This window comes from Ancylobacter polymorphus, assembly GCF_022836935.1.
Classification (GTDB): Bacteria; Pseudomonadota; Alphaproteobacteria; order Rhizobiales; family Xanthobacteraceae; genus Ancylobacter; species Ancylobacter polymorphus_A.
This window is the reverse complement of record NZ_CP083239.1, coordinates 2,656,389-2,680,701: the sequence shown is the minus strand read 5'-3', so window position 1 is coordinate 2,680,701 and position 24,313 is coordinate 2,656,389. Positions and strand designations below refer to the sequence as shown.

Below are 24,313 nucleotides of genomic sequence, written 5' to 3'. Positions count from 1 at the left end.
CCGGTACTATGCCGTGCCTTTGCAGAAACAATGGGGCGGCCGGGCGGTGATCGCAAGGGGAGCGGCCTTTGCGCGGTGCGCGGCGGCCACAGGCGCCTTGATCCCGTCACGCAACGGGGGCAAAGCGAAGATGCCGCCTTCCGCACGTCCGCCGCCGGCCGCGCGCCCTTCCGCCGAGAGGTCCGATGCTGCTCACACCGCCGCTGCTCGCTTTGCCCTTCCCGAACATCGACCCGGTGCTGATCGAGCTCGGCCCCTTCGCCATACGCTGGTACGCGCTGGCCTATATTGGCGGCTTGCTGTTCGGCTGGTGGATGGCCAAGCGTCTGTGTTCCAGCCCGGCGTTGTGGGGCGGGCAGGCGCCGATCAAGCCGGAGGAGTTCGACGACGCGGTGGTGTGGATCGCGGTCGGCGTCATCCTCGGCGGGCGCATCGGCTATGTGCTGTTCTACAACCTGCCCTTCTATGCCGAAAATCCGTTGCAGGCCTTCACCCTGTGGCATGGCGGCATGGCGTTCCATGGCGGCTTCCTCGGCTCCATCCTCGCCATGTACCTGTTCTGCCGGCGGCGCGGCCTGCCCTTCGTCTCCATGCTGGATATCGCCGCCTCGGTGGTGCCGGTCGGCCTGTTCCTGGGGCGGCTGGCGAATTTCATCAATGGCGAATTGTGGGGCCGGCCGACCGATGTCGCCTGGGCCTTCGTCTTCCCGCATGGCGGGCCGGAGCCGCGCCATCCGAGCCAGCTCTATGAGGCGGGGCTGGAGGGGCTGGCGATCTTCCTCATCCTGCAGCTCGCCATCCGCGCCGGCGCGCTGGCCCGGCCGGGCACGGTGGCCGGCATGTTCGTGTTTCTCTATGGCTGCGCCCGCATCTTCGTCGAGTTCTTCCGCGAGCCCGACCCGCAGCTCGGCTATCTCTTCGGCGGCTGGCTGACCATGGGCATGCTGCTCTCCCTGCCCATGCTGGCGCTGGGAAGCTGGCTCATCTGGCGCGCCCGCCAGCGCCCGGCGCTGAGCGCAGGTGCCGCATGAACGCGCTGGCGGAACAGCTCGCCCGGCAGATCGCCCTCACCGGCCCGATCACCGTCGCCGATTATATGGAACAGTGCCTGTTCCACCCGACGCTCGGCTACTACACCACGCGCGAGCCCTTCGGCACGTCAGGCGATTTCATCACCGCGCCGGAAATCAGCCAGATGTTCGGCGAGCTCATCGGCCTGTGGGCGGCGGAAACCTGGCTGCGCCTCGGCTCGCCCGCACCTTTTGTTCTTGCCGAATTCGGCCCCGGCCGCGGCACGATGATGGCCGACATGCTGCGCGCCACCGCCCGCGTGCCCGGCCTGCATGAGGCCGCCCGCGTGGTGCTGTTGGAAGCCTCGCCCCGCCTGCGCGCCCGGCAGGCGGAAACGCTGCGCGGCCATGCCGTCGAATGGGTGGAGCGGATCGAGGCGCTGCCGCCCGGCCCGCTGATCGCGCTCGGCAACGAATTCGTCGACGCGCTGCCGATCCGCCAGTTCGTCCGCACGCCGGACGGCATCGCCGAGCGCATGGTCGGCCTCGATTCCGCCGGCACCCTCGCCTTCGGCCTGCGCCCTGGCGCCCGGCTCGATGCGCGCGGCGAGGCCCGCCTCGCCGCCGCCCCGCTGGGCGCGGTGCTGGAAACCTGCCCGCTCGGCCTCTCCATCGCCGCCACGCTCGGTGCCCGCATCGCTTTGAGCGGCGGCGCGGCGCTGCTGGTCGATTACGGCCATGCCGGCGAGCAGGAGCGCGGCGGCGGCTTCGGCGACACGCTGCAGGCGCTTTATCGCCGGGCCTTCGACGATGTGCTGGCCCATCCCGGCGAAGCGGACCTTACCGCCCATGTCGACTTCGCCGCCCTCGCCCATGCCGCCCGCACGGCCGGCGCACGGGTGTTCGGCCCCATAGGCCAGGGCCCGCTGCTGGAGCGGCTCGGCCTGGACGAGCGCGCCTTCCGGCTGAAGCGCGCGGCGAGCGAGGCCGACCGGGAAATGGTGGAGGCGGCGCGCCTGCGCCTCGCCGGCACGGAGGAGGGGCAGATGGGCGCCCTCTTCAAGGCGCTCGCCCTGGTGCATCCTGCGCTCGACATGGTGGCCGGATTCGCCCCCTCCGAACTGTTCGAGGACAATCCCGCATGAAGGTCGAATCCCCCGCGCTGAGCGGCCTGCCGGGCATCCGCCACGCCTTCTTCACCCGCGAGGGCGGCGTCTCGCAGGGCCTCTATGCCGGGCTCAATGGCGGCACAGGCTCGCGCGACGAGCCCGCCCATGTCGCGGAGAACCGCGCCCGCATGGAAGCCGCGCTCGGCGTGCCGTCCGGCCATTTGCTCACCGCCTGGCAGATCCACTCGCCCGATTGCGTGATCGTCGACCGGCTGTGGGACGAGCGGCCGAAGGCCGATGCGGTCGCCACCGCCACGCCGGGCATCGCCGCCGCCGTCACCATCGCCGATTGCGGGCCGGTGCTGTTCGCCGACCCGCACGCCCGCGTCGTCGGTGCCGCCCATGCCGGCTGGAAGGGCGCGGTCGGCGGCGTGCTCGACGCCACGCTCGCCCGCATGGAAGAACTCGGCGCCCGCCGGGAGAACATCGTCGCCGCCATCGGCCCGCTGATCCGGCAGGAAAGCTATGAGGTCGGGCCGGATTTCATTGAAACGCTCACCGGCCTCGACTCCGGCAATGCGCGCTTCCTCATCCCCTCGCCCCGGCCGGACCATGCGCTGTTCGACCTGCCCGGCTACATCGCCGCCCGGCTCACCGCGCTGGGCGTCGGCACCATCGACGATCTCGGTCTCGACACCTATGCCGACGAGGCGCGCTTCTTCTCCTATCGCCGCGCCACCCATCGCGGCGAGCCCGACTATGGACGCCTGATCGCCGCCATCACCCTGGTGTGAGCTTCGCCATGACCCTGCATTTCACCGCACCGGAATTCGAGCGCCGCCGCCAGCGCCTGCTGACCGTTCTGGCGGAACAGCGGCTCGACGGGCTGCTGATGTTCCAGCAGGAGTCCATGTACTGGCTCACCGGCTATGACACGTTCGGCTTCTGCTTCTTCCAGGCGCTGTGGCTCGGCGCGGATGGGCGGCTCGCGCTCCTCACCCGCTCGGCCGATCTGCGGCAGGCGCAGCACACCTCGCTGATCCAGGATATCCGCGTCTGGACCGACCGCGCCGACGCCACGCCGCAGCAGCAATTGCGCGCCATGGTGACGGAGCTGGGCGGCGCGGGCGGGCGCATCGGCGTGGAATATGAGAGCTATGGCCTCACCGCCGCGAATGGCCGGAAACTGGACGCCGCCTTTGACGGCATCGCCACGCTCATCGACGCCTCGCGGCTGGTGGACCGGCTGCGGGCGGTGAAGTCGGCGGCGGAAATCCTGTATGTCCGGCAAGCCGGCAAGCTGGCGCTGGCGGCGCGCGAGGCGGCGCTCGCCACCATCGCGCCGGGCGTCGACGAGGGCGAGGTGCTGGCGGCGATGCAGGGCGCCATCTTCAAAGGTGGCGGCGATTATCCCGCCAATGAGTTCATCATCGGCTCGGGCGCCGACGCGCTGCTCTGCCGCTACAAGAGCGGCCGGCGCGTGCTCGGCGACGAAGACCAGCTCACGCTGGAATGGGCCGGCGCCTATCGCCACTACCATGCGGCGATGATGGAGACGGTGGTGATCGGCCCGCCGCGCGACCGGCATCTGGAACTGTTCGCGGCGGCGAAGCAGGCGCTGGAAGCCTGCGCCCACGCCATGGTGCCCGGCCGCACCGCCGGCGAGGTGTTCGCCGCCCATGCGCATGTGATGGACGGGCACGGGCTGGAAAAGCACCGGCTGGCCGCCTGCGGCTATTCGCTGGGCGCCAAGTTCACCCCTTCCTGGATGGACCCGCCGATGTTCTACGAGAACAATCCCTGGGTCCTGGAGCCCGGCATGGTGCTGTTCGCGCACATGATTCTGATGGACAGCGACACCGGCACCGCCATGTGCCTCGGGCGCACCTATCTCGTCGGCGTTAACGCTAACGAGGGCTTAACGCCCGCCCCTCTGGACCTGATCGTTAATTAGTTTTAACCCTTTCCCGTCCGCTGGCGACGTTCGCGGCCCTGCTTCGGCAGGGACACGCGGCGCGACCAGCCCACAGGGAATGGTTCATGCTCGCTCGCTTCCGCCCTCTGGGCCGACGCCTCACGACGACCGCGGTTCTCCTTGCCGCCCTCGCCCTCGGCGCCTGCCAGACCAATGGCGGGGGCAACAAGCCAGTGGCGGCGACCGCCATCTCCTCGGGCAACAAGACCATCGCCTTCGAATCCATCGACGGCCCGCCGGAGCCGGTGTTCAACCGGCTGGTGGCCGACCTCTCCGACCAGGCCAAGGCCCGGCAGATGCCCGTCGTCTCGCGCGGGTCGCAGGCGGCCTACCGGGTGCGCGGCTATCTCGCCGCCACCGTCGCCAATGGCAAGGGCGAGGTCGACTGGGTGTGGGACGTGTTCGATGCCGACAGCGACCGCGTGCTGCGCGTCGCCGGCCGTGAGAAGGTCGGCCCCGGCAAGGATGTCTGGAACAATCTGGACGACGCCACGGTGCAGCGCATCGCCGCCCAGAGCCTCAGCGAAATCTCGACCCGCCTCGCCGGCGGCACGCCTGCGGGCGCGTCCACGACCCCGGCCGCCGCGCCCGAACTCGACCCGGCGGACGCTCCGCCGGTCAACCCCGGCGACGGTCCCGTCGTCGCCAGCGCGGTGCCGGACGACATCCCCGCCGATGTCGTAACGGCACCTTCCGCGACCGAAGGCGCGAGCAGCGCCCTCACCTTCGCCTCGCATCCCTGAACCCGCGTGGCACCTATGCGGCAACGCATGGGACAAGCGGGCGCGACGCGGCTCTGGAACCTTTACAGGCCGGGCCGGCCCGCCTATCAGGTCTGCGCGACGGCCATAAGACGGCCGGCGGAAGGTTGACGGCTGGGAGCGCGCCGGGAATGTCTGACAATAACGGTTCGATCAAACTCGTCGCCGGCAATGCCAACCGCCCGCTGGCGGAAGCGATCGGGGCCTATCTGCGCACCTCGATGACCAAGGCCGTGGTCCGCCGCTTCGCGGACATGGAAATCTTCGTCGAGATCCAGGAGAATGTGCGCGGCAAGGACGTGTTCGTCCTGCAGTCCACCTCCTTCCCGACCAATGACCATCTGATGGAGCTGCTCATCATCACCGATGCGCTGCGCCGCTCCTCCGCCCGCCGCATCACCGCCGTGCTGCCCTATTTCGGCTATGCCCGCCAGGACCGCCGGTCCTCCGGCCGCACGCCGATCTCCGCCAAGCTGGTGGCCAACCTCATCACCCATGCCGGCGCCGACCGCGTGCTCACCGTCGACCTGCATGCCGGCCAGATCCAGGGCTTCTTCGACATTCCGACCGACAACCTGTTCTCCGCCCCCGTCATGGTGGCGGACATCAAGTCGCGGTTCGAGCTGTCCGACATCACCGTCGTCTCGCCCGACGTGGGCGGCGTGGTGCGCGCCCGCGCGCTGGCCAAGCGCATCGACGCCCAGCTCGCCATTGTCGACAAGCGCCGCGAGCGCCCCGGCGAGAGCGAGGTGATGAACGTCATCGGCGATGTCGAGGGCAAGCGCTGCATCCTCGTCGACGACATCATCGATTCCGGCGGCACGCTGGTGAACGCGGCGGACGCGCTGCTGGCGCGCGGCGCCACCGAGGTCTACGCCTATATCACCCATGGCGTGCTGTCGGGCGGCGCGGTCTCGCGCGTCACCGCCTCGAATCTCAAGGAACTGGTGATCACCGATTCGATCCAGCCGACCGAAGCGGTGCGGGTGGCGCGCAACATCCGCGTCATCTCCATCGCCAGCCTGCTGGCGGAGGCCATCGGCCGCACGGCGCATGAGGAAAGCGTCTCCAGCCTGTTCGACTGAGCGGGCGCGGAAATACCGCCTAACCCCTTGATGTTGAACGGGCGGCGTCAAAATGCTGCGCTGCGCCATCTTGCGTCCACAGTTCGGCTGCACCCTGTCCGCTCGCTGAAACCGACCGGACTGTTCTGATGCCGCGTACCCCCTTGCCGCGTCTCTCCTTGCCGCGCCCCTTCGGGATCCGCCTCGCGCCCCTCGCCCGCCGCGTCGCCCCCGCGACGGGCCTGATGCTCGCCCTGGCCTTGCCCGCCGCCGCCCAGTCCATCGGCACTGTGACCAAGCCCGGCCTGCCGGACCCGTGGTTCGGGGTGATCATGATCTCGCCCTATGACGAGGCGGCGGCCGAAGGCTCGGCCTATGACGCCGCGCACGACGCGGCGGAAGCGACGGCGGAAGCGGCACAGCCCACCCCGCCGGCCGTCGCGGACGCGCCCGTGACCTTCGATCCCGCGCAGGAAACCGCCGTCATGCCCTCGCTGTGGGAGACCATCGAGCTCGGCCTCGGCGGGCCGCCGGAGGAGCCGGAGCCGGAAGCGCCCACGCCCTACCAGCTCATCGAACAGCGCAGTGCCCCCGTGCAGCGGGCGCGGGCCCAGCTGCCGACGCAGATGGAACTGCGCCAGGGCGCGGCGATCATGTCGGTTTCCTCCAGCGCCAACGCCACCGCTCCCGCCTCGGGCGCGCTCGCGACCACCAGCACCAGCGGCTCGGGCGAGCTGAAAGGTCGGCTCGGGCTGGAGCAGGACAATCTCACCGTCTACAGCACCGGCACGGTCGGCGCCTCGGCCGGACCGAACCCGGCTTCCGCCTCGCTCTATGACAATATCGCCGTCGGCAGCACCGTGTCGGTGCCGCTGGCGCCGCTCGGCCTCGGCGCGGAACAGCTCGGCACGAAGGTCGAGGTGGACAAGGGGAACAACGTGGTCACCGGGGTGGAGCTGCGCGCGCCGGCCGGCCGTGCCGAGCGCTACATCTCGGTGGAGCGCTCGCAGGCGCCCGGTTCGGAGGCGAGCGGCCTCGTCAAGGCGGGCGTGCTCGGCAAGTTCTGACCCCGCCACGCGGGCCGCGCATTGCCGGCCAAGGCTTTTGCTGCTATGAGCCCGCCCGGTTCCGGCCTTTCCGCACCCCTGGAGGCGCGCCGGGGCTCACCGTACCAAGCCTGAAGGAACGGGCCGCGCAAGCGGCCTTCTCCTTTTGCAACCATTTGAGGACAATCATGACCGCCATCAAGGAACTGAAGGCGCAGGCGCGCACGAAGGTCGGCAAGGGGGCCGCTCGTGCAGAACGCCGCGCCGGTCGCGTACCCGCCGTCATCTATGGCGACGGCAAGGCCCCCGTCGGCATCACGCTCGATCATATCGAGATCAACAAGATCATCTATGCCGGCCACTTCCTGACCACGCTGTTCAACGTCGAGGTCGAGGGCGAGAAGCACCGGGTGATCCCGCGCGACTACCAGCTCGATCCGGTCAAGGACTTCCCGCTGCACATCGACTTCCTGCGCGTCGCCGTTGGCGCCAGCCTCGCGGTCGACGTGCCGGTGCACTTCCTGAACGCCGAGACGGCCCCGGCGATCAAGCAGGGCGGCACGCTGAACATCGTCAGCCACACCGTTTCCCTCAACGTGCCGGCGGACGCGATCCCCGACGCGATCGAGGTCGATCTCTCCGGCTACAATTTCGGCGACTCGATCCACCTCTCGGCGGTCAAGCTGCCGGCGGGCGTGACCTGGGCCGGCCATGGCGACGACACGCTGGCCACCATCACCGCCCCGTCGGGCCTGAAGGAAGCCGAGGAAGACGAAGCCGCGGCTGCCGCGGCGGACGCCGCCAAGGGCTGACGCCTTTACGGCTGAAACGGCTGATCCGGGCGGCCCTTCGCGGTGCCGCCCGCCCATCCCGCGAGGAGAGCCGGAAGCCCGCTTCCGGCTCTTGTCGTTTCGCGGCGAGGCATGAACTGCAGGAGGCGCGCGGTGCTGCTGTTCACCGGGCTCGGCAATCCCGGGTCCAAATATGCCGGCAACCGGCACAATATCGGCTTCATGGCGGTGGACGCCATCGCCCGCCGGCACCGTTTCTCGCCCTGGCGCCGCCGCTTTCAGGGCGCGGCCTGCGAAGGCGAGATCGAGGGCCAGAAGGTGCTCGCCTTGCTGCCGGAAACCTACATGAACGAGAGCGGCCGCGCCGTCGCCGAAGCCCAGCGCTTCTACAAGATCGAGCTGCGCGACGTGTTCGCCTTCCATGACGAGCTCGACCTGCCGCCCGCCAAGGTGCGCTACAAGGTCGGCGGCGGCAATGCCGGGCATAATGGCCTGCGCTCCATCACCGCCCATTGCGGCAATGACTATGCCCGCGTGCGGCTCGGCATCGGTCATCCCGGCGACAAGGCGCTGGTGCACAACTATGTGCTGAGCGACTTCGCCAAGGCCGAACGCGACTGGGTAGAGGCGGTGTGCGACGGCTGCGCCGAACTTGCCGGCCTGCTCGCCACTCACCGGCTGGACGAGTTTCAGAACCGCATGCACCTGTTTCTGGAAGCGCGCGGCGTCGGCCCGGCGGAAAAGCCCGGCAAGAAGCCGGGCTGAACACCGGACAGCACCCGCCGGGGCACCCCTCACTTGCACTCGCCCGCCATTCTGCCTAACCACGGCGGCAATTGTTCCTCTCGACCGAGCATCGCATCATGGGCTTCAAATGCGGCATTGTCGGCCTGCCCAACGTCGGCAAGTCGACCCTCTTCAACGCGCTGACGCAGACGGCGGCGGCGCAGGCGGCGAACTACCCGTTCTGCACCATCGAGCCGAATGTCGGCGACGTGGCGGTGCCGGATGCGCGGCTGGAAACGCTGGCGCAGATCGCCGGCTCGCAGCAGATCATCCCCACCCGCCTCACCTTCGTCGACATTGCCGGCCTGGTGCGCGGCGCTTCGAAGGGTGAGGGCCTCGGCAACCAGTTCCTCGCCAATATCCGCGAATGCGACGCCATCGCCCATGTCGTGCGCTGCTTCGAGGATTCGGACGTCACCCATGTCGAGGGCAAGCTCGCCCCGGTATCCGACATCGAGACCATCGAGACCGAGCTGATGCTCGCCGACCTCGAAAGCCTGGAAAAGCGCGCGGCCGCGCTGGAGAAGAAGGCCAAGGGCGGCGACAAGGAAGCCAAGGAACTGCTCGACCTGATGAACCGCGCCCTCGTGCTGCTGCGCGACGGCAAGCCGGCGCGTCTGGTCGAGGTGAAGCCGGAGGAGGAAAAGGCCTTCCGCATGCTCGGCCTGCTGTCCTCCAAGCCCGTGCTCTATGTCTGCAATGTCGAGGAAGCCTCGGCCAAGAACGGCAATTCCCTCTCGGCTGAGGTCTTCGCCCGCGCGGCGGAGGAAGGCGCCAAGGCTGTCGTGGTCTCCGCCAAGATCGAGAGCGAGATCGCCGTGCTGCCGGCCGAGGAGCAGAAGGACTATCTCGAAGCCATCGACCTCGAAGAGCCCGGCCTCAACCGCATCATCCGCACCGGCTACGAGCTCTTGAAGCTCGTGACCTATTTCACCGTCGGCCCCAAGGAAGCCCGCGCCTGGACCATCACGGCGGGCACCAAGGCGCCGGGCGCGGCGGGCGTCATCCATTCCGATTTCGAAAAGGGCTTCATCCGCGCCGAAACCATCGCCTTTGACGACTATGTCAAGGGCAAGGGCGAGGCCGGCGCGCGCGATGCCGGGCGGCTACGGCTGGAAGGCAAGGAATATGTCGTCGCCGATGGCGACGTGCTGCATTTCCGCTTTAACACCTGAACCGGCGCGGCGCGCCATGACCGCCCCCGGCAGCGCGCCCCTGCTCCGCCCCGCCCGCCCCGGCGAGGGCGGCGCGCTTTTCGAGGTGACGCGCCTTTCCGTCGCCGGCCTCGCGCGCGGGCATTATGCCGCCGCGCAGATCGACGGCTGGATGGGGGCGCGCACCCCGGCCTATTACGAGGCGCTCATCGCCAAAGGCGGCGTGGTGGTGGCCGACCGTGGCGGCGTGGTGGTCGGCTTCGTCGATGCCGAGCCGGGCGAGATCACCCGGCTTTTCCTGCTGCCCGACGCCGCCGGCGCCGGCCTCGGCCGCCGGCTGCTGGAGATCGGCCTCCAAGCCGCCCGGCGCGGCCATGACGGCCCGGTGAAGGTGGAAGCGACCGTCAACGCCGAAGGCTTCTACCGCCGCCACGGCTTCCGCACGCTCGGCCAGGGCTTTTTCTCCCACGGCGTCGGCGGCGACCCGATCGCCATCGTGAAGATGGAACTGTAGCCGACCCACCCCTCCCCGCTCTTGACCTTGCCGCGCCGCTCGCCTGTCATGGACGGGCGCAGAGGGGGACGCGATGCTGTTCTGGGAGGATTTTCAGGAGGGGCATGTGGCGACCTGCGGGCGCTATGTGGTCGGGCGCGAGGAAATCCTCGCCTTCGCCCGCGACTATGACCCGCAACCGATCCATCTCGACGATTCCGCCGCCGAAGCGACGCGGCTCGGCGGGCTCTCGGCTTCCGGCTGGCATCTGTGCTGCATCTTCATGCGCCTCGCCGCCGACGGCTTCCTCATCCGCAGCGACTGCCTCGGCTCGCCGGGACTGGAGGAGGTGCGCTTCCTCAAGCCGGTGCATCCCGGCACGGTACTGAGCCTGCGCCGGCATGTGCTGGAAACCCGCTCCTCGAAAAGCCGGCCGGAAATGGGCCTGGTGAAGTTTCGCTTCGAACTGCTCGACGCCGCCGGCGAGGTGATGGCGGACCTTGTCGGCACCATCCTGTTCGGCCGGCGCAATCCCGGCTTCCGGCCGGCCTGAGGGGTGTGATGCGGTTCTTTGAGGATATCGAGATCGGCGCCCGCACCCGGCTCGGCGCGCACAGCTTCACCGAAGACGAGATCGTCGCCTTCGCCCGCGCCTTCGATCCACAGCCCTTCCATCTCGACGCGGCGGCGGGTGCGCGCACCCATTTCGGCGGTCTGGTGGCGTCGGGCTGGCATGTGGTGGCGATTTCCGCGCGGCTGCGGGCGCAGGCCTGGGCCCGCGAGCATGAGCTGCTGCGGCGCGAGGGAAGGCCGGTGCCGCGCCTTGGTCCCTCCCCCGGTTTCAAGGATCTGCGCTGGCTGCGCCCGGTGCGCCCCGGCGACACGCTGACCTTTCTCAGCGAGGTGACGGCGAAGAAGCCGAGCGCGAGCCGCCCGGAATGGGGCCTCGTCTTCACCCGCGAAACCGCCACCGACCCCGCTGGCACGCCGGTGATGGAGTTCACCAACAGCCTGTTTGTGGAACGGCTGGAGGGGTGACGGGGGCCTGCGCTCCGCCTCATGCCCGGGCTTGACCCGGGCCCCCAGAGACGCCTCCGCGTGCCAAGCCCTCGAACACGCCATGCGAATGCGGAAAGCTGGGTCCCCGGGTCAAGCCGGGGGATGAGGGCGTGAGGGGATTGGGCCTTACTCCCCTTCCCTCATGCCCGGGCTTGACCCGGGCACCCAGACTTCACACTCTGACCGACGAGGCGTGACAGGCCATGAAGCCGCACTGGGTCTATATCCTCGCCAGCCAACGTAACGGGACGCTCTATGTCGGCGTGACCCGAGATCTTCCCAAGCGCATGCACGAGCATCGGACAGGCCTGTTCGGCGGGTTTACCGAGCAGCATGGGGTGAAGACGCTTGTGTTTGCCGAGCCGCACGACACCGCCATGGCCGCGATCCAGCGCGAAAAGAACCTCAAGCACTGGCCGCGCCGCTGGAAGCTTGCCCTGATCGAGCGCGACAATCCCGACTGGCGGGACCTTTACGACGACCTGCTGTGACGGCCAAATAGCTGGGTCCCCGGGTCAAGCCCGGGGATGAGGGCGTGTGGGGATGAGGCCAAACTCCCCTTCCCTCATGCCCGGGCGTGACCCGGGCACCCAGAGACGGCTCCGCTTGCCAGGCTCTCGACCACTCCATGCGGATGCGGGAAGGCTGGGTCCCCGGGTCAAGCCCGGGGATGAGGGCGTGAGGGAATGAGGCCAAACTCCCCTTCCCTCATGCCCGGGCTTGACCCGGGCACCCAGAGACGCCTCCGCGTGCCAAGCCCTCGCTTAAGCGATACGGATACGGGAAGGCTGGGTCCCCGGGTCACGCCCGGGGATGAGGGCGTGTGGGAATGAGGCCATGCTACCCTTCCCTCATGCCCGGGCTTGACCCGGGCACCCAGAGACGCCTCCGCGTGGCAAGCCCTCGAACACGCCATGCGGATGCGGGAAGGCTGGGTCCCCGGGTCACGCCCGGGGATGAGGGGACAGAATCGGATTCAGCGCTCGCGCCGTCACGGCCACTTCACCACCGGCGGCATGGAGGAGAGGATCGAATCCACATTGCCGCCGGTCTTCAGCCCGAACAGCGTGCCGCGGTCATAGAGCAGGTTGAACTCGACATAGCGCCCGCGGCGGATCAGCTGTTCCTCGCGCGCGGCCTCGTTCCACGGTGTCATCATGTTCGCGCGCACGAGGCGCGGATAGACATCGAGAAAGGCGAGGCCCACCGCCTTGGTGAAGTGGAAATCCGCGTCCCGGTCGCCCGAGTCCAGCCAGTCGTAGAAAATGCCGCCAATGCCGCGCATTTCCTTGCGGTGCGGCAGATAGAAATACTCGTCGCACCACTCTTTATAGCGGGCATAGTCGATGTGCGGGCGCCCCTCGCAGGCGCCGCGCATCGCGGCGTGGAAAGCCACCGAATCCGGGTCTTCCTGGGTGCGGCGGGCGTCGAGCACCGGGGTCAGGTCCGCCCCACCGCCGAACCAAGCCTTGGTGGTGACGACGAAGCGCGTGTTCATGTGCACGGCCGGCACATGCGGGTTCGCCATATGGGCGATGAGCGAGATGCCGGTCGCGTGGAAGCGCGGGTCTTCCTCCGCGCCGGGGATCTGCTTGCGGAATTCGGGCGCGAATTCGCCATGCACGGTGGAACAGTGCACGCCCACCTTCTCGAACAGCCGCCCGCGCATCAGCGACATCACGCCGCCACCGCCCGGCGCGCCGGAATGGTCGGTCCGCTGCCATGGCGTGCGCTCGAAGCGGCCCGGGGCGCCGGGATAGAGCGCTTCCGGCGCCTCAATCTCCAGCGCCTCGAAGGCGGCGCAGATGCGGTCGCGCAATTCCTCGAACCAGGCGCGGGCGGCGGCCTTGCGGGCCTCGATGTCGGCGGCGGTCTCGGCACTCATGACGGCTCTTCCTGCGGATGGACGCAGGCCCGCTTCTAGCCTCTCCCGCCGCGCGCCGGAAGGGCGGGCTACACCATCGTGCCGGAGACCGCGCCGATGGCGGCGGTGGCGGCCATGGCCAGCGCGCCCCAGAAGGTGACGCGCAGCGCCGCCTTCACGGGATCGGCCCCGCCCGCCTTCGCCCCGGCGACGCCGAGCAAAGCGAGGAAGGCCAGCGCGGCGCCCGACACCGTCAGCGGCAGGCCGGAGAGCGGCATCAGCAGCGCGGTCGCCAGCGGCAGCGCCGCGCCGGCGGCAAAGCTGGCGGCGGAGGCCAGCGCCGCCTGCACCGGGCGGGCGGCGGTGATCTCGTTCATGCCGAGTTCGTCGCGCGCATGCGCCTCCAGCGCGTCCTTGGCCATCAATTGCCGCGCCACCTGGCGGGCGAGCGCCGGATCGAGCCCGCGCCCGACATAGATCTGCGCCAGTTCCTCCTCCTCGCCGGCGGGGTCGGCGGCGAGCTCGGCGGTCTCGCGCGCGAGGTCGGCACGCTCGGTGTCGGATTGCGAGGAGACGGAGACATATTCGCCCGCCGCCATCGACATGGCGCCCGCCACCAGCCCGGCAATGCCGGCGAGCAGCACGGCGTCGCGCTCAGCATTGGCGGCGGCGACACCGACGATGAGGCTGGCGGTGGAGAGGATGCCGTCATTGGCCCCCAGCACGGCGGCACGCAGCCAGCCGGCACGGTCGACATAGTGATTCTCGGCGTGGCGCGGGCGCATGCGGGGTCTCCGTCGGTCAAGGCGCAATCGGCAAGGCGCGGGAGGCTGCGCCGGAACCATTACATTCTTATGATACCGCCGGCCCCCAGGGGAAACCGTCCCCCGCCGGGGGACACAAAGGTGCCGCATCGCGAGCGCAGAAGGCGGCCCATGCTGACGCGCATCTTCACCCTGTTCGAGAAGCTGGTCGACCCCTTCCATCCCGCGCCCATCGGGCAGCCGCCGGAAGGGTTGATCGCGTTTTACTGGCACTTCGTGCGCCAGACCGGCTGGGTCTACGTCGCGGCGCTCGGCGCGGCCTTCGTCGTCGCGCTGATCGAGGTCTCGCTGTTCCGCTATATCGGCCAGATCGTCGACCTTCTGCAGGCCTCCAGCCCGCAGACCTTCTTCACCGACCATGGCGGGCTGCTGCTGTGGATGGCCTTCGTCGTCGTCGTCGCGCGCCCCTTGGCCAATCTGCTGCACGATTTGCTGGTGCGGCAGACGATCACCGCCAAGGTCGGGCCGATGATCCGCTGGCAGTCCTATCGCTGGGTGATCCGCCAGAGCGTCGGCTTCTTCAGCAACGACTTCGCCGGCCGCATCGCCACGCGGGTGCTGCAGGCCGGCCCGGCCCTGCGCGGCTCGGTGGTCGAGGTGATCGACGCGCTGTGGTACGCCGGCATTTACGCGGTGAGCGCGGTGCTGCTCTTCGCCGAGGCCGACTGGCGCCTCGCGCTGCCGATGGTGGCGTGGATCGGCCTCTATGTGCTGGCGCTCGCCGTCTTCGTGCCGCGCATCCGGCATCTGTCCAAGCGCACCGCCGAGAGCAATTCGGCCCTCACCGGGCGGGTGGTGGACAGCTACACCAACATCCTCACCGTGAAGCTGTTCGCCCATTCCGACCGCGAGGACAGCTATGTCCGCGCGGCGCTGGCGCGCAATGTCGACGACAACAGCCGCCAGCAGCGGCACATCTCGCGCATGGCCTTCACCATCAGCGTGCTGAACAGCCTGATGCTGGGCGCGGTCGGCGCGCTCGGCATCTGGCTGTGGTCGGTGGGCGCGATCAATCTCGGCGCCATCGCCCTGTCCACCGGCCTGTCGATCCGCATCGTCAACATGTCCGGCTGGATCATGTGGGTGGTCACCGGCGTGTTCGAGAATGTCGGCACGGTGCAGGAGGCCATCACCACCCTGTCGCGCCCGCGCGAGGTGGCGGACGCGCCCGCCGCCCCGGCGCTGCGTGTGAGCGAAGGCGAGATCCGCTTCGAGCGCGTGTCGTTCCACTATGGCAAGGGCGGGGGCGTGATCGACGACCTCTCCCTCACCATCCGCCCCGGCGAGCGCGTGGGGCTGGTCGGCCCCTCCGGTGCCGGCAAGTCGACGCTGATGAGCCTGCTGCTGCGCTTCTACGACCCGGAATCGGGGCGCGTGCTGATCGACGGGCAGGATGTGCGCGGCGTGACGCAGGATTCGCTGCACGCGCAGATCGGCGTGGTGACGCAGGATACGTCGCTGATGCACCGCTCCGTGCGCGACAACATCGCCTATGGCCGACCGGACGCCAGCGAGGACGCCATCCGCACCGCCGCGCGGCGCGCGCATACGGACAGCTTCATCGACACGCTGTCCGACCCGCAGGGGCGCGTCGGGCTCGACGCCCATGTCGGCGAGCGCGGGGTGAAGCTCTCCGGCGGCCAGCGCCAGCGCATCGCCATCGCCCGGGTGCTGCTGAAGGACGCGCCGATCCTCATCCTCGATGAAGCGACCTCGGCGCTCGATTCGGAGGTGGAAGCGGCGATCCAGGCCAATCTCGACGAGCTGATGACCGGCAAGACGGTGATCGCCATCGCCCACCGCCTCTCCACCATCGCCCGCATGGATCGGCTGGTGGTGATGGAGCACGGGCGCATCGTCGAGAGCGGCACCCATGCCGAGCTGGTGGCGAAGGGCGGCCTCTATGCCCGGCTCTGGCACCGCCAGTCCGGCGGCTTCATCGACGCGGACGAGGTCGAGGCGGCGGCGGAATAAGGGCGTTCTAGCCGCCGGCCTCGTCGACCCAGGCGATGGAGAGGATTTCGAGGCTGCGCCCCCCCAACTCGACCACGTCGCCGACGGACTTCCCCATCAGGGCGAGCGCGACGGGGGAGCCATGCGAGATCGTCGCCCGCGACGGGTCGGCCTCATCCTCGCCGACAATGCGGTAGGTCTGCACCCGGCCATCTTCCCGCTCGAAACTCACCGTGTGGCCGAAGGCGACGACCTCGTGCGAGGCGGGAGGCGGGGAAAGCTGGGCCGTCTCCACGCGCTGGGCATAGTAGCTGACATCGCGCAGCGGAATCGCCGCCTGCCGGCGCCGCTCATTGACATCGTCCAACGCGTTCGCGGCCGCCAGCGCCTGCTGCGCGGCGGCGAGTTCCGCCTGCAGCCTCGCGAGCCCCGCCTGCGTCACCAGATTGATTCGCCCCGAAATCGGCCGCGGCGGCAGAATGGTCTCCGACGCCGCCTCGGCGCTCTCTTCCTTCGCAAACGCAACGCTCACGTCGCCGGGCTCCTGTCAGGCGTTCACCATGTGCTGGCCCACAGCTAGCACCGCGCGGGGCGGAGGGGCTATGGGCCGTATACCGAGGACGAAGGCTCAGGCAGCCTCGCGCGGGGTTATGTTCGCGAGCTCCGGCCGTTCCGCCTGCGTCTTGGCGAGATCGAACGCGGTCTGGAGATTCATCCAGAATTCCGGGCCGGTGCCGAAATAGCGGCCCAGCCGCAGCGCCGTGTCAGCCGTGACCGGCACGTCCTCGCGCGCCAGCCGCTCGATGCGGGTACGCGGCACGTGCAGCGCCTTGGCGAGGCCATAGGGCCTGAGCCCAAGCGGCAGCAAAAACTCCTCGCGCAGGATTTCGCCGGGATGGATGGGCGGAGTTGGGCCGATCATCGCGCGCTCCTCAGTGATAGTCGGTGATCTCGACCTCGGCCGCATTGCCCTCGCGCCAGAGAAAGCAGATGCGAAACTGGTCGTTGATGCGGATGGAATGCTGGCCGGCACGGTCGCCCTTCAGCGCTTCCAACCGGTTGGCCGGCGGCACGCGCAGCGACTCCAGCGTCACCGCGGCGTTGAGCATGGCGAGCCGGCGCTGCGCCACCCGCACCAGATCGGCAGGAAAACCCTTGCCGACACGGCCACTCCACACCGCCTCCGTTCTCTTGTCCCTGAAACTGACGATCATCGTGGCGTGCGGCGTGGACGACGCAGCAAACGTATCTCAACATGATACGTCGCGCAACATCAGCTCCGCACCGCCCCCAATCCCCCCGTCTGCCGCAGCGCCTCGCCGAGAATCATCGCCCCCGCCAGCGCGACATTGAGCGAGCGGGCGCCCGCCACCAGCGGGATGACGATTCGCGCATCGGCCGCCTGATGCACCTCCTCCGGCACGCCGGCGCTTTCGCGACCGAGCAGCAGCACGTCGTCGGGCGCGAAGGTGAAGGCGGTGTAGGTCACCGCGCCGCGCGTGGTGCACAGAACGAGGCGCCGCCCCTCCCCGGCCCGCCAGACCTCGAACGCCGCGAAGCTCGCATGGCGGGTGATGGCGGCGCGGTCGAGATAGTCCATCCCCGCCCGGCGGAAGCCGGCATCACCGACAGGAAAGCCCGCCGGCTCGATAATGTGCAGCGACAGGCCGAAACAGGCGCTCATGCGCGCCAGCGTGCCGGCATTCGGCGCGATATCCGGCTGATAGAGCGCCAGCGCCAGCGTCATGAGAAACCCCTCCCTCGCCCGGCCGCGACGCGGCAGGAGTGCGTTGCCTAGGCCAGCCACCGGCCCGGCGGCAAGGCTGGTGGCGCCGGAATCTGCGCCCGCCGCGCGGCGTGCGGCGCCCGATGCGACCGGCCGGCCCGCCCCGCCGGGCGCGAAGACCCCTCGCGCGCTGGGGGCAGGACGGGTTGCCGCACTGGGTTCATCTGGACAAGGGACGGCCCGGATGCAATTAGAGGCAATCGAAGGTAGGGTCGACCGCGTGCCACGCGGACGCCTGCCTGTTTCGTGCGAGCGCTGGGCGCCGCGACGGACGGCGGGCCAAGGCAGCGGTGACGGGTTCGAGGGGAAAGGAAACCATCGTGGCAGCAACTGAGACGGCGGGTACCACGCGCCGCGACTTTCTCTACATCGCCACCGGCGCCATGGGCGCGGTCGGCGCCGCCGCACTCGTGTGGCCCTTCATCTCCCAGCTTCAGCCCGACGCTTCGGTCCTCGCGCTGTCCTCCACCGAGGTGGACCTGTCGCAGGTCGCCGAAGGCCAGATGGTCACGGTGAAGTGGCGCGGCAAGCCGGTCTTCGTGTGGAACCGCACGGAGAAGGACATTGCCGAGGCCAAGGGCGTGCAGCTCACCGCGCTGCTCGATCCGATCGCCCGCAATGCCAATCTCGCGGCGGACGCCCCGGCGACCGACGAGAACCGCGCCGGCGAGGGCCACGAGAAGTGGCTGGTCGTCATCGGCATCTGCACCCATCTCGGCTGCGTGCCGATCGGCCATTCCGGCGAATATGACGGCTGGTTCTGCCCCTGCCACGGGTCGGAATACGACACGGCCGGCCGGGTCCGTCGCGGGCCGGCGCCGACCAATCTCGAAGTCCCGCCCTACAAGTTCGTGTCCGACACGAAGATCTCCATCGGCTGAGCCGGCGTTCAGGGATATTCAAAGATGAGCGGACATTCCACGTTCGAGCCGAAGCACCCGGCGCTCAAGTGGTTCGAGAGCCGGCTGCCCCTGGTCGGCCTGATCCATTCCTCCTTCGTCGCCTATCCGACGCCGCGCAACCTGAACTACTGGTGGACCTTCGGCGGCATCCTGTCGCTGATGCTGGTCTGCCAGATTCTGTCGGGCGTGGTGCTGGTGATGCACTACACGCCGCACATCACGCTGGCGTTCGATTCCGTCGAGCACATCATGCGCGATGTCAGCTATGGCTGGCTGATCCGCTACATCCACTCGAACGGCGCCTCGATGTTCTTCATCGCGGTGTACATCCACATGTTCCGCGGCCTCTATTACGGGTCCTACAAGGCCCCGCGCGAGGTGCTGTGGATCCTCGGCTGCATCATCTATCTGCTGATGATGGCCACCGCCTTCATGGGCTATGTGCTGCCGTGGGGCCAGATGAGCTTCTGGGGCGCCACCGTCATCACCAACCTGTTCTCCGCCTTCCCGGTCGTCGGCCCGACCATCGTGGAATGGCTGTGGGGCGGCTTCTCGGTCGATAACGCGACGCTCAACCGCTTCTTCTCGCTGCACTATCTGCTGCCCTTCATGATCGCGGGCGTCGTCGTCCTGCACGTCTGGGCGCTGCATGTGGTCGGCCAGAACAACCCGACCGGCGTCGAGCCGAAGAGCGCCAAGGACACCGTGCCCTTCACCCCTTACGCGACCATCAAGGACGCGTTCGGCATGGTGTGCTTCCTCATCTTCTTCGCCTGGTTCCTGTTCTACATCCCGAACTATCTCGGCCATGCCGACAACTACATCCCGGCCAACCCGCTGGTGACGCCCGCGCACATCGTGCCCGAATGGTACTACCTGCCGTTCTACGCCATGCTGCGCGCGGTGCCGGACAAGCTCGGCGGCGTGCTCACCATGTTCGGCGCGATCATCGTGCTGTTCTTCGTGCCGTGGCTCGACACGTCGAAGGTGCGCTCGGGCGTGTACCGTCCGCTGTTCAAGCAGTTCTTCTGGATCTGGATCGCGGTGTGCATCGGTCTCGGCTGGCTCGGTTCCAAGCCGGCGGAAGGCGGCTATGTCATCGCCGGCCGCATCCTGACCATCTACTACTTCGCCCATTTCCTCATCATCCTTCCGCTGCTCGGCCTGTTCGAGAAGCCGAAGGCGGTGCCGGCCTCCATCACCGAGGCCGTGCTGGGCAAGAACAAGGGCGCGGCACCGGCCTCGGCGGGCGTCTCGGCGCCACAGACCAAGGGTTGAGCGGATCATCATGAGCACCACCATGTCCTTCCGTTCCACTCTTCTCCGTCCGCTCGCCGTCGCCGCGCTGGCGTTCGGCCTGGCCGCCCCGGCGCTTGCCGCCGAGGGCGCGCCCAAGCCCCCCCGCGAGGAGTGGAGCTTCGCCGGTCCGTTCGGCACGTTCGATCAGGCGCAGCTGCAGCGCGGCTTCCAGGTGTTCAAGGAAGTCTGCGCCTCCTGCCACGCGGCGCACCTGTTCTCGTTCCGCAACCTCGCCCAGCCCGGCGGTCCCTCCTTCAGCGAGGCGCAGGCCAAGGCGGTGGCGGAGAGCTACCAGGTGCAGGACGGGCCGAACGATGCGGGCGACATGTTCGACCGCCCCGGCCGGCTGTCCGACCGCTGGCCCTCGCCCTTCCCGAACGAGCAGGCGGCCCGCGCCTCCAATGGCGGCGCCTACCCGCCGGACTTCTCGACGCTCGCCAAGGCGCGCACCTATGAGGTCGGCTTCCCCGGCTTCCTGATCGACATCTTCACCCAGTATCAGGAGCAGGGCCCGGACTACATCCACGCCCTGCTGGTGGGCTATGAGGAGCCGCCGGAGGGCTTCGCCCTGCCGGAAGGCGCGCATTACAACAAGTACTTCCCCGGCCACGCCATCAAGATGCCGCAGCCCATCTCCGACGGGCAGGTGACCTATTCCGACGGCTCGCCGGAGACGCTCGACCAGTATTCGCGCGACGTCACCGCCTTCATGATGTGGATGGCGGAACCGCACCTCGAAGCGCGCAAGCGTATCGGCTTCCAGGTGATGATCTTCCTCATCATCTTCGCCGGCCTGCTCTACTTCACCAAGAAGAAGGTGTGGAAGGACGTCGCGCACTAAGGCGCCCCCCCTCCCGCCAGACACCGACACGCGAAGGGCCCCGCAAGGGGCCCTTTTGCATTTGTGCCGTCCCTCATCCCCGGGGGTGACCCGGGGACCCAGCCTTGCCGCCCCTCCCGCACTCACGTCTCAGCCCCGGGAGAACCGTATCTGGGTGCCCGGGTCAGGCCCGGGCATGAGGAGTATGGGCGGCCCGGAGAAGGCGGAGCGCGACCCGCCCCGCCCGCACGCCCTCATCCCCGGGCTTGACCCGGGGACCCAGCCTTCCCGCCGCTCACCACTCCCATCTCAGCCCCGGCCGGAATGTCTCTGGGTGCCCGGGTCAAGCCCGGGCATGAGGAGTATGGGCGGCTCCGGAGAAGGCGGAGCGCGACCCGCCCCTGCCGCACGCCCTCATCCCCGGGCTTGACCCGGGGACCCAGCCTTCCCGCCGCTCGCGCACTCACCCCTCAACCCCGACTGGGGCCGTCTCTAGGTGCCCGGGTCAAGCCTTCCCGCCGCTCCGCCACTCACAGCAGCCCCGACTGGCGCCGTCTCTGGGTGCCCGGGTCAAGCCCGGGCATGAGGGAAAAGAGGGGCATGCCCGCGCTGAACCCTGGCACGCCCCCGCCACACCCCGGCAGGGGGCGCTGGCGTTCAGCCCACCGCCCCCGTGACGATCTCCGCCAGAGCCGCCTCGCCGGAGGGGAAGCCGGCCTCGACCCACGCCTCCTCCGCCCGCCTCAGCGCCGCGCCGAGCGCCGGGCCGGGGGCCATGCCGCGCGTGAGGAAATCCGCCGCCTTGAGCGGAAACACGGGTAGCGGCCAGTCGGCGGCGATGGCGGCCAGGGCGCGCCAGCCTTCATCGTCAAGCGGCGCCCCGGCGCGGGCGAAGGCAATCAGCGCCCGGTCCTGAAACGCCTGCCGGCCCATGCGGTACAAAAACGCCTTCTGCCCCTTCTCGCACATGCCTGGCGTCGGTGCCGGGCCGGCCAGCGCGGTAAGCCGCGCGGCTTCGGTGTTGGACAGCCGCAGCCCCTCGCGCAGCGCCTCCGCGTCCGCGGGCTCGCGCACGCCAAGCGCGCCCAGCCGCCGCACGGCGTCGGGCGGCAGCCCCAGCGCCGCCTCCACCTCGGCGAGGCGGGCGAAGGTGGCGACGGCGCCCTCCCGCCCCAGCACCGGCGCCAGCAGCCCGGCCGCCTGCATCTGCGCCAGCGTCTCGGCGGCGCGGGGGGCGACAAGCAGCTTCATCAGCTCCGCCCGCACCCGCTCGCGCGAAAGCTGGCCCAGCCCGGCGCGGTGGCGCGCCGCCGCCGCCAGCGCGTCCGCATCGAGCGGTCCCCGGCCGAACGAGGCGTGGAAGCGGAACAGCCGAAGGATGCGTAAGTAATCCTCGCGGATGCGGGTATCGGCATCGCCGATGAAGCGCACGCGCCCGGCCCTGGCATCTTCCACGCCGCCGACGAGATCGACCACCGCGCCGGTGCGGGTGAGGTAAAGCGCGTTCATGCTGAAGTCGCGCCGCTGCGCGTCATGCTCCCAGCTGCGGCCGAAGACGACGCGCGCCCGCCGCCCGTCGGTCTCCACATCCTCGCGCAGCGTGGTCACTTCATAGGGCTCGCCCTCGGCGATGACCGTGATCGTACCGTGCTCGATGCCGGTCGGCACCGGCTTCAGCCCGGCGGCGTGGGCGCGGCGCGTGATCTCGTCCGGCAGAGCGGTGGTGGCGATGTCGATATCCGAGCGGAGCCCGCGCCCGATCAGCCAGTCGCGCACCGCGCCGCCGACGATGCGCGCCTCTTCGCCGTCCCCATCGAGCGCGGCGAGCACGCGGGCCAGGCCCGGGCGCCCTTCAAGAAGCGGGTTCATTCGATATGCCCCGGCACCATCACCCCGTCCTTCCAGGTCGGCGGCACATAGCGGCCGGTGGTCGGCCCGCGCGAGGAGGATTCGAACACATAAAGGCTGCCCGCCACCAGCAGCACGGCGATGACGGAACACACCAGCATCGCCCGCAGCGACCAGCCGGAAAGCCAGGAATCGACCTTGCGGCCGTAGCGCAGATACAGCGCGAAGGCGAGGAAAGGCAGGACGAACAGCGCGAGCTGGGCGAGGATACGGGCCATCAGGCGTAGATCCTCTCGTAAAGGCTGCGCAATATGCCGGCGGTGATGCCCCAGATGCGGCGCTTCTCATAGGTCATGGCGTGGAAGGTGCGGACCATGCCGAGCCATTCGCGGCTTTCGCGCTGGTGGTTGCCGTCATTCATCAGAAAATCCAGCGGCACCTCGAAGGCTTCGTCCACCTCGCCGGGGTTCAGCGTCAGCCCGAAATCCGGCTGGACGAGCCCCACGACAGGCACGATGCGATAGCCGGTGCGGGCGAGATAGGGGTCGAGATAGCCGAGCGGGTCCACCAGATCAGCCGCCAGCCCCACCTCCTCCTGCGCCTCGCGCAGCGCCGCGCCGAGCGGGCCGTCGTCCTGCGGGTCGATCTTGCCGCCGGGAAAGGCGATCTGCGCCGCATGGCTGGAAAGATGCGCCGAGCGCAGGGTGAGCAGCACGGTCGGCCGCTCGCGGGCGATGATCGGCACCAGCACCGCCGCCCCGCGCACCGGGCGGGCATCGACCAGCGCGCGGAATTCCGGCGTCAGCTCATGGTCGCCGCGCACCGGGTCGCCATCGAGGTCCGGCACGGCGAGCAGGCGGGCACGGGCGCGGGCGAGAAAGTCGCCGAGGTCGAGCGGCGCCGCGTCGGTCGTCTCCGGCGTCGTCAGCACGTTCACAGGCAAGGCGTTCATCCCTCCTCGTCCAGCTCTTCGGCGGGCGCCAGCGCGAAGAACGCCCCGCCCGAGGCGACGCCGAAGACGCGCCGCCCGTCCATCACGCGCTCTTCCGCCCGCTCGGCGAGATCGAGGAAGACGGCGCGGGTCAGCCGCGCCCACAGGCCGCGACGGATATAGACATAGGGTCGCGGCTCGCCATCCGCCCGTATGTCGACCCGCAGCTTATGGTCGCGGTCGCAGGCGACGACATCGTCGAGATTGGTGCGGAAGATAAGGCGCGGCGCGCCCTCCCCCGCCCCTTCCGGCTCCACCGCCATCGCGACGGCGAGGAAGGGCGCGTCCTCCACCCGGATGCCCAGCTTCTCCACCGGCGTCACCAGCACGTAGCGTTCGCCCTCGCGCCGCAGCACCGAGGCGAACAGGCGCACCAGCGCCGGGCGGCGGATCGGCCGGCCCTCATGGTGCCACACGCCCTCGCGGTCGATCACGATGTCGATCTCGCCACAATCGGGCGGATTCCACCGCTCCACCGGCGGCAGGGCTTGCGCGGGGCTGTTTCCGAGCGCGCGCACCAAATCGTCAATCCGCGCGGAAGTTTCTGAGTTCATGGGGAAATCCCTGTCACACGCATGCAATCGCGCAGTCGTGATCCCCCGCCCGATAGTCGACGCGGTTGCAGGATAGCGTAAGCTCAGCCCTGCGGAAGCCCAAGCCGGCGCGCGAATCCCTCGCGCGGTTGTGCGTTCCACGCGTTGCACTCGTTCGTGTTGCAGCGCACAATCGGCGCGGGGTGGAAGCGACGGGGCGTCTCGCGGTGCGGCCTTCGGGCCGG

At 69.2% G+C, this 24,313-nt stretch carries 28 protein-coding genes; 18 read left to right on the top strand and 10 right to left on the bottom strand.

What is annotated here, in order from left to right:
* The first annotated feature begins 185 nt into the window (after nt 1-185).
* The 14 genes from lgt to K9D25_RS12610 all read left to right on the top strand — a co-directional run bounded on the left by lgt (nt 186) and on the right by K9D25_RS12610 (nt 11,739).
* Nucleotides 186-1,031 (top strand): prolipoprotein diacylglyceryl transferase, encoded by an 846-nt coding sequence (gene lgt / locus K9D25_RS12675; RefSeq protein ID WP_244375668.1) that lies wholly within the window; start codon nt 186-188, stop codon nt 1,029-1,031.
* Nucleotides 1,028-2,155, top strand: a complete 1,128-nt coding sequence (locus K9D25_RS12670; protein WP_244375666.1) for a class I SAM-dependent methyltransferase — start codon at nt 1,028-1,030, stop codon at nt 2,153-2,155. The genes lgt and K9D25_RS12670 overlap by 4 nt, the downstream gene beginning before the upstream one ends.
* Nucleotides 2,152-2,913, top strand: coding sequence for a peptidoglycan editing factor PgeF (pgeF, locus tag K9D25_RS12665; protein ID WP_244375664.1), 762 nt, complete (start codon nt 2,152-2,154; stop codon nt 2,911-2,913). The genes K9D25_RS12670 and pgeF overlap by 4 nt, the downstream gene beginning before the upstream one ends.
* 8 nt (nt 2,914-2,921) lie before the next feature.
* On the top strand, nt 2,922-4,073 hold the full coding sequence (locus K9D25_RS12660; RefSeq protein WP_244375662.1) for a M24 family metallopeptidase: 1,152 nt from the start codon (nt 2,922-2,924) through the stop codon (nt 4,071-4,073).
* A gap of 86 nt (nt 4,074-4,159) precedes the next feature.
* On the top strand, nt 4,160-4,837 hold the full coding sequence (locus K9D25_RS12655; RefSeq protein WP_244375660.1) for a hypothetical protein: 678 nt from the start codon (nt 4,160-4,162) through the stop codon (nt 4,835-4,837).
* Nucleotides 4,838-4,986: 149 nt separating this feature from the next.
* Nucleotides 4,987-5,940 carry a ribose-phosphate pyrophosphokinase gene (locus K9D25_RS12650; protein WP_244375658.1) on the top strand — a complete coding sequence of 318 codons (954 nt, stop codon included), beginning with the start codon at nt 4,987-4,989 and terminating at the stop codon, nt 5,938-5,940.
* 128 nt (nt 5,941-6,068) lie between these two features.
* Nucleotides 6,069-6,986 carry a hypothetical protein gene (locus K9D25_RS12645; protein ID WP_244375657.1) on the top strand — a complete coding sequence of 306 codons (918 nt, stop codon included), beginning with the start codon at nt 6,069-6,071 and terminating at the stop codon, nt 6,984-6,986.
* A gap of 167 nt (nt 6,987-7,153) precedes the next feature.
* Entirely contained in the window at nt 7,154-7,777 is a 624-nt protein-coding gene (locus K9D25_RS12640; RefSeq protein WP_244375655.1) for a 50S ribosomal protein L25/general stress protein Ctc, read from the top strand.
* Between the two features lie 132 nt (nt 7,778-7,909).
* Nucleotides 7,910-8,521, top strand: coding sequence for an aminoacyl-tRNA hydrolase (gene pth, locus K9D25_RS12635; RefSeq protein WP_244375653.1), 612 nt, complete (start codon nt 7,910-7,912; stop codon nt 8,519-8,521).
* 98 nt (nt 8,522-8,619) lie between these two features.
* Entirely contained in the window at nt 8,620-9,717 is a 1,098-nt protein-coding gene (gene ychF, locus K9D25_RS12630) for a redox-regulated ATPase YchF (RefSeq protein ID WP_244375651.1), read from the top strand.
* A gap of 16 nt (nt 9,718-9,733) precedes the next feature.
* Nucleotides 9,734-10,210: a GNAT family N-acetyltransferase gene (locus tag K9D25_RS12625; RefSeq protein ID WP_244375649.1), complete on the top strand. Its 477-nt coding sequence runs from the start codon at nt 9,734-9,736 to the stop codon at nt 10,208-10,210.
* Between the two features lie 73 nt (nt 10,211-10,283).
* Entirely contained in the window at nt 10,284-10,742 is a 459-nt protein-coding gene (locus tag K9D25_RS12620) for a MaoC family dehydratase (RefSeq protein WP_244375647.1), read from the top strand.
* 8 nt (nt 10,743-10,750) lie between these two features.
* Nucleotides 10,751-11,227 (top strand): MaoC family dehydratase, encoded by a 477-nt coding sequence (locus tag K9D25_RS12615; RefSeq protein WP_244375645.1) that lies wholly within the window; start codon nt 10,751-10,753, stop codon nt 11,225-11,227.
* Between the two features lie 224 nt (nt 11,228-11,451).
* Nucleotides 11,452-11,739 (top strand): GIY-YIG nuclease family protein, encoded by a 288-nt coding sequence (locus tag K9D25_RS12610; RefSeq protein WP_244375643.1) that lies wholly within the window; start codon nt 11,452-11,454, stop codon nt 11,737-11,739.
* A 500-nt stretch (nt 11,740-12,239) separates the two neighbouring features.
* On the opposite strand, the gene hemF is transcribed toward K9D25_RS12610, so the two are convergent.
* Nucleotides 12,240-13,133: an oxygen-dependent coproporphyrinogen oxidase gene (hemF, locus tag K9D25_RS12605; protein WP_244375641.1), complete on the bottom strand. Its 894-nt coding sequence runs from the start codon at nt 13,131-13,133 to the stop codon at nt 12,240-12,242.
* Between the two features lie 68 nt (nt 13,134-13,201).
* Nucleotides 13,202-13,897 carry a VIT1/CCC1 transporter family protein gene (locus tag K9D25_RS12600; protein ID WP_244375639.1) on the bottom strand — a complete coding sequence of 232 codons (696 nt, stop codon included), beginning with the start codon at nt 13,895-13,897 and terminating at the stop codon, nt 13,202-13,204.
* A 150-nt stretch (nt 13,898-14,047) separates the two neighbouring features.
* Here K9D25_RS12600 and K9D25_RS12595 point away from each other — a divergent pair, with 150 nt between their 5' ends.
* Nucleotides 14,048-15,910 (top strand): ABC transporter ATP-binding protein, encoded by a 1,863-nt coding sequence (locus K9D25_RS12595; protein WP_244375637.1) that lies wholly within the window; start codon nt 14,048-14,050, stop codon nt 15,908-15,910.
* A 7-nt stretch (nt 15,911-15,917) separates the two neighbouring features.
* Here the strand turns inward: K9D25_RS12595 and greA are convergent, their stop codons facing one another.
* The 4 genes from greA to K9D25_RS12575 form a co-directional block, all read right to left on the bottom strand.
* Nucleotides 15,918-16,421, bottom strand: a complete 504-nt coding sequence (gene greA, locus K9D25_RS12590; protein ID WP_244375635.1) for a transcription elongation factor GreA — start codon at nt 16,419-16,421, stop codon at nt 15,918-15,920.
* A gap of 96 nt (nt 16,422-16,517) precedes the next feature.
* Nucleotides 16,518-16,811, bottom strand: coding sequence for a HigA family addiction module antitoxin (locus K9D25_RS12585; RefSeq protein WP_244375633.1), 294 nt, complete (start codon nt 16,809-16,811; stop codon nt 16,518-16,520).
* A 10-nt stretch (nt 16,812-16,821) separates the two neighbouring features.
* On the bottom strand, nt 16,822-17,103 hold the full coding sequence (locus tag K9D25_RS12580) for a type II toxin-antitoxin system RelE/ParE family toxin (RefSeq protein ID WP_244375631.1): 282 nt from the start codon (nt 17,101-17,103) through the stop codon (nt 16,822-16,824).
* A 59-nt stretch (nt 17,104-17,162) separates the two neighbouring features.
* Nucleotides 17,163-17,636 (bottom strand): tRNA (cytidine(34)-2'-O)-methyltransferase, encoded by a 474-nt coding sequence (locus K9D25_RS12575; RefSeq protein ID WP_244375629.1) that lies wholly within the window; start codon nt 17,634-17,636, stop codon nt 17,163-17,165.
* A 359-nt stretch (nt 17,637-17,995) separates the two neighbouring features.
* On the opposite strand from K9D25_RS12575, the gene petA reads away from it, so the two are divergent.
* The 3 genes from petA to K9D25_RS12560 are packed head-to-tail and all read left to right on the top strand — an operon-like array spanning nt 17,996 to nt 20,717.
* A complete protein-coding gene (gene petA / locus K9D25_RS12570) occupies nt 17,996-18,556 on the top strand; it encodes a ubiquinol-cytochrome c reductase iron-sulfur subunit (RefSeq protein WP_244375627.1) in 561 nt (186 codons plus the stop codon).
* A 24-nt stretch (nt 18,557-18,580) separates the two neighbouring features.
* Nucleotides 18,581-19,855, top strand: coding sequence for a cytochrome b (locus K9D25_RS12565; protein ID WP_244375625.1), 1,275 nt, complete (start codon nt 18,581-18,583; stop codon nt 19,853-19,855).
* 10 nt (nt 19,856-19,865) lie between these two features.
* Nucleotides 19,866-20,717 carry a cytochrome c1 gene (locus K9D25_RS12560; protein ID WP_244375623.1) on the top strand — a complete coding sequence of 284 codons (852 nt, stop codon included), beginning with the start codon at nt 19,866-19,868 and terminating at the stop codon, nt 20,715-20,717.
* Nucleotides 20,718-21,353: 636 nt separating this feature from the next.
* Here K9D25_RS12560 and K9D25_RS12555 read toward each other — a convergent pair.
* The 4 genes from K9D25_RS12555 to K9D25_RS12540 are packed head-to-tail and all read right to left on the bottom strand — an operon-like array spanning nt 21,354 to nt 24,089.
* Nucleotides 21,354-22,565 (bottom strand): CCA tRNA nucleotidyltransferase, encoded by a 1,212-nt coding sequence (locus K9D25_RS12555; protein ID WP_244375621.1) that lies wholly within the window; start codon nt 22,563-22,565, stop codon nt 21,354-21,356.
* On the bottom strand, nt 22,562-22,822 hold the full coding sequence (locus K9D25_RS12550) for a DUF6111 family protein (RefSeq protein WP_244375619.1): 261 nt from the start codon (nt 22,820-22,822) through the stop codon (nt 22,562-22,564). Before K9D25_RS12550 ends, K9D25_RS12555 begins: the two co-directional genes overlap by 4 nt.
* Nucleotides 22,822-23,496 (bottom strand): CoA pyrophosphatase, encoded by a 675-nt coding sequence (locus K9D25_RS12545; protein WP_244375617.1) that lies wholly within the window; start codon nt 23,494-23,496, stop codon nt 22,822-22,824. The genes K9D25_RS12550 and K9D25_RS12545 overlap by 1 nt, the downstream gene beginning before the upstream one ends.
* Nucleotides 23,493-24,089, bottom strand: coding sequence for a DUF1285 domain-containing protein (locus tag K9D25_RS12540; protein ID WP_244375615.1), 597 nt, complete (start codon nt 24,087-24,089; stop codon nt 23,493-23,495). Before K9D25_RS12540 ends, K9D25_RS12545 begins: the two co-directional genes overlap by 4 nt.
* Nucleotides 24,090-24,313: the final 224 nt, after the last annotated feature.